Source organism: Microcoleus sp. Pol7_B2 (assembly GCF_036701035.1).
Taxonomy (GTDB): Bacteria; Cyanobacteriota; Cyanobacteriia; order Cyanobacteriales; family Microcoleaceae; genus Microcoleus.
Genome location: NZ_JAUBQB010000159.1, coordinates 1 through 3,919, shown reverse-complemented (window position 1 = coordinate 3,919; position 3,919 = coordinate 1). Strand labels below are relative to the sequence as shown.

Here is a 3,919-nt window from a genome sequence, read left to right as displayed (position 1 = left end):
ACAAGTTAAACACAGAGGTACTGGAATAATAATGAATCCTCCTGTATTTATTGTTTTAAGCACTGCATAGCTCTTAAGTGAACCGTATTGTAACCATATCTATCTATTAAGGTACGAGCAAATTTCTGGTGTTGTTCAGCTAAATATTGAGGATAGATGAATTGAGCATTACCCATAAACCGATAAACCCAGCGACAAAACTCTTCCAGAGATCGCTTAGGTAGTTTTATAACATAGTCCACGTAAGCATACTTGCCATCTTGGTCTTTCGGTCCTAGTTGGATATCTTGCTTGGGATGCCGTTTTTCCCCTTCTTGAATAAATCCCATCACTTCAGGAAAGAATCGCACCCGCACTTCTACAAGCTCTAGTTCTCCCCGGATTTCTAGTTGCTGTTCCTCCCTTGAACCTAATTTCAGTCCCCAACCTGCCTCCAGAAGACGATGAGCTTTAGATAAACTTTTCCATTGAGCCTGTGCTCCCCGTCCCTTGACATCTAGCACCTTGAAGCAATCGCTGAAGCGATCGAGTCGCGATACTACAAGATGCCCATCTTTATAGTCTTCTTGCAACAAATACCAGGCAATATCAGCATAAATCAGTTGCAAGGGATAGATCTGCTCGTATCTAGTCTTCCCAGGATTGTACGGATTACGACAGCGATCGATCTCGATTGGCTGCCCTCTAGTAATTGCCACTTCAAGTAAATCAAGTTTCTCAAACAGTGTGCCTCAATATTTACACTTTGCCATCATCTCTTCTGGATCGGTATGAACAATAACCCGATCTAACTGGGTTCTTACCGGATAGAAAGTTTCATCTCTCAGATTTACCCCCCCCAAACGCCGCATTAGTCTCTGATAAATCCGGTTAATTAGCGGATCTTTTTGATACTTCGCTTGAGAGTAGAGGGCATTAAGCGCAACTTGCAACTCTTCCCAGGTCATCGATCCTGTACCAAGATAGTAACCCCACCTGTACTGCGATCGTTCTAAAATCCCATAGTGACGGAGAGTCTTCAAATCGCTCTGGATGGTATATCGCGAGTAAGAGGGAATCTCTATATCCAATTCGCATGCTACTTTCTTGAGATACACCAGCACCTCTTGTAATGTGTCATGAGATCCGTCAGAGTCATATTGAAGCCGGTCGATACAACCAACCCCTGGGTAACGGACAAATGTAGCAACTAACAGCAAAAGTCGCTCAAAGGCGGGAAGCCTCGCATAAGAATGAGTCATAGAGTCTATTTACTGGGAAAGTGGCAACAATAACAAAGTATTAGCTTGGTATTTATACTAAGATATAAAACTCTGGTGAAATATAGCTTTGAGAGATTTTACACTTTAACCCTCAATACTGCAAAGTAGTCGCAGTCTATCTGAACCTTTGTGTAAGATACAGGTTAAATAAAGTTTTTGAGGCTCAGTTCTATGCAGACTTGCCCTTCGTGCCAACACCCTCTGCCTACCGGGGGGATTTTCTTCTACTGCCCGAACTGTTCCCAGCAAGTCCGATGTAAAAGCTGTCAGGAGGAGCTTTTGCCCGGAGCAAAATATTGCGTTATGTGTGGAACTTCAGTAGCTGGAGGGAATATAAGACAGAATCCTTCAGTAACAAATAGTGGGGGAAGGCTAACTCCTGCAATGAATACCTTGAAATTTATTGAAACTAACAAGGGCTATTCCCGCGAAATAGAAGTTGCCTTGAGCGACGAAGTAGGTATTGCATGGGGAGGAACTGCGATTGCTAGGATTGTTGATGGGCATCTAATCCCTGGAAAACCTGCTGCACCTGGCATTCGAGATCGAAATGATGACAGCTCTCAGCCACTATCCTCGTTCAGCGAAGAACTTGGCAGCGATAAAACCAGCACTACAATTGATGCTGTTGCCCAACTTCCCCCGGCAGACCAGAGCAACGCTGATAAGTTAAGACAGATTTTCCGCCATAATGGCGAGCAGCTACAACTTATGGAAACACGGCTGAAAGCTAAAAATAAGCTAGATGCCGCACGCAGGCTAACTTTTTTAACTCTTTTTTACTACAACGAAGTTGATGGACGCGATGAAATCCCCCGCTCTGACTTGAATGACATACTCAAAAGGGTTGGATTATATGACAATAACGCTGCCACCTGGATTGGTAAGAGTGCTGACTTAATTGTTGAAAGGGAGATGGTTGGGCTGCGATTGCCCGGACAAGAGCAGGCGCAAAAAGTTCTTGAAGAAGTCCTCGATCGCTCGGTAGAAGACAAGTGGAGTTTAACTTCAGGTGCAACCTCAAGAAGCTCAAAATCCAATGCTCAAGTTGATGGGGAATCAGAGAATTATACAAAGAATGGCAAGCGCAAGCGCAATGGATTTTCTAAAGATGTGGAGCTTTGGACAGCTAACTGGAAACAGTCTGCGTCAAACCTTAATGCTCATGTTGCCCTTATCAAAGATTGCAGCGTTGCCGAGAAGGGCTTCTTTAGCCTATGGGCAATTGGCAAAGTAATCAATAATCCAGATGTAGTGGTTTCAAGCTACAAGCTCAAACAGTTCCTGTACTTGGGACTTGGCATCAATGTAGATGAGCGTAATTTGGAGCGGAATTTACAAGACCTTTCAGGACAAGGAAGCTTGCTCAAAGTGCAGAAAGGTTTCCAACTCTTGTCCTCAGGCAGGGCTCAGGCTGAGAGATTAATAGGTTTTACTCAAGGAAATACATCCATCGATCATCCTTCTGAACATTCTAGTGAAGCGTAACAATGCAAAGAACATCTGAACAACTAATTCAAGACCTTACCAAAATTGTCTATCCGCATTTTGCCCAAGCAGCAATTGAGTCTTACGTTGAGATGCAGCAGCGATTTCTAGCTGGCGACTGGCAACCAACAGAACTAGATGGTGGACGGTTTTGTGAGGCAATTTCGCGCTGCCTGCTGCAAATAGATACTGGAAAGGTCGATCCTTGTAAACTGCCCGGTAAGGTTCGCGAGGATCTTTTGAACAAAAGCATTCCTCATAAGCTTGGCTGGAAGGATCGCTATCACTTGGCTAAAGTAATTGGAATTGTGTATGGATTTCGTTCCGATCGAGGAGCTGTTCACATATCCCCTGAATACACTGCCAATTATATGGATTCAATGCTGGTGCTTCACGCTAGCAAATGGATTTTTGGCGAATTTCTTCGTCTAGCTTGGAACCAAGATCGAAATATTGTTGCAGAAACCATTGCCCAAATCGTGCAATTAGAACACTCAGTCATTCATGAATTGGATGGCAAACCTCTAGTTCTTGCAAGAGATATTTCTGCACCAGATGAAGTTCTCCTGCTTCTATATCATGCTGCTAACAACCGTCTGAGTCGGGCTGAACTACGGGAACAAGCGGTCAGTCAGAAACCTCAGAACGTCAATGTTGCCATATCCAGGCTAATTAAAAGCAAAGACATTCGACCTACCGATGGGGATGAAGTTGCCCTCACTCCTAATGGTCAAAAACGCATCCTCGAACAAATAATACCCAAATTCACGCCTCAACAATAAAAATGTTGTCTCTCTTATAGAACCCAGATGAGTAATTATGACAACATGTTCAATACACAAACAAATATCGATCGATGCGCCGCCAAGTGTTCTATTTGATGCGCTGACTGACTCCGAAAAGATCGTTCAATATTATCCAGTAAAAGAAATTCTATCGACTTGGGAAGTTGGTAGCGAGATTATTCTCAAGGGAAGTAATGGAGACCAAGATTTTACGGATTGCGGAACAATTGAAATCTTATTGCCTAATGAAAAATTTCTGTACAGGTACTGGAGCGACAATCACGGTACGGTTAGAGTGCCAGAAAACTATTTATAGTCATTTCAAATAAATGTGAGACAGAGGTAAGATCATGATAAAATCGATAAAAATAGTTAATTAGAAAA

At 43.1% G+C, this 3,919-nt stretch carries 5 protein-coding genes; 3 read left to right on the top strand and 2 right to left on the bottom strand.

The genetic code is table 11. The features are described from left to right. Positions 1 to 47: 47 nt before the first annotated feature. Both QUA57_RS28165 and QUA57_RS28160 read right to left on the bottom strand, forming a co-directional pair. Positions 48 to 698 (bottom strand): hypothetical protein, encoded by a 651-nt coding sequence (locus QUA57_RS28165; protein ID WP_445304518.1) that lies wholly within the window; start codon positions 696 to 698, stop codon positions 48 to 50. 33 nt (positions 699 to 731) lie between these two features. Further along, on the bottom strand, positions 732 to 1,241 hold the full coding sequence (locus QUA57_RS28160) for a hypothetical protein (protein WP_333065077.1): 510 nt from the start codon (positions 1,239 to 1,241) through the stop codon (positions 732 to 734). Positions 1,242 to 1,646: 405 nt separating this feature from the next. Between QUA57_RS28160 and QUA57_RS28155 the strand changes: the two genes are divergently transcribed. From QUA57_RS28155 to QUA57_RS28145, 3 genes are read left to right on the top strand one after another with little or no spacing between them, the layout of a single operon-like run. Next, complete coding sequence (locus QUA57_RS28155; protein WP_333065075.1) at positions 1,647 to 2,750, top strand: hypothetical protein; 1,104 nt, start codon at positions 1,647 to 1,649, stop codon at positions 2,748 to 2,750. A gap of 2 nt (positions 2,751 to 2,752) precedes the next feature. Next, on the top strand, positions 2,753 to 3,532 hold the full coding sequence (locus tag QUA57_RS28150; protein WP_333065074.1) for a hypothetical protein: 780 nt from the start codon (positions 2,753 to 2,755) through the stop codon (positions 3,530 to 3,532). 37 nt (positions 3,533 to 3,569) lie between these two features. Further along, positions 3,570 to 3,851: an SRPBCC domain-containing protein gene (locus QUA57_RS28145; protein ID WP_333065073.1), complete on the top strand. Its 282-nt coding sequence runs from the start codon at positions 3,570 to 3,572 to the stop codon at positions 3,849 to 3,851. Positions 3,852 to 3,919: the final 68 nt, after the last annotated feature.

What these genes read in the sequence shown, in the direction of transcription:
- QUA57_RS28160 (WP_333065077.1), bottom strand. Translation starts at nt 1,241, where the DNA reads ATGACTCATTCTTATGCGAGGCTTCCCGCCTTTGAGCGACTTTTGCTG.
- QUA57_RS28155 (WP_333065075.1), top strand. Translation starts at nt 1,647, where the DNA reads ATGAATACCTTGAAATTTATTGAAACTAACAAGGGCTATTCCCGCGAA.
- QUA57_RS28150 (WP_333065074.1), top strand. Translation starts at nt 2,753, where the DNA reads ATGCAAAGAACATCTGAACAACTAATTCAAGACCTTACCAAAATTGTC.
- QUA57_RS28145 (WP_333065073.1), top strand. Translation starts at nt 3,570, where the DNA reads ATGACAACATGTTCAATACACAAACAAATATCGATCGATGCGCCGCCA.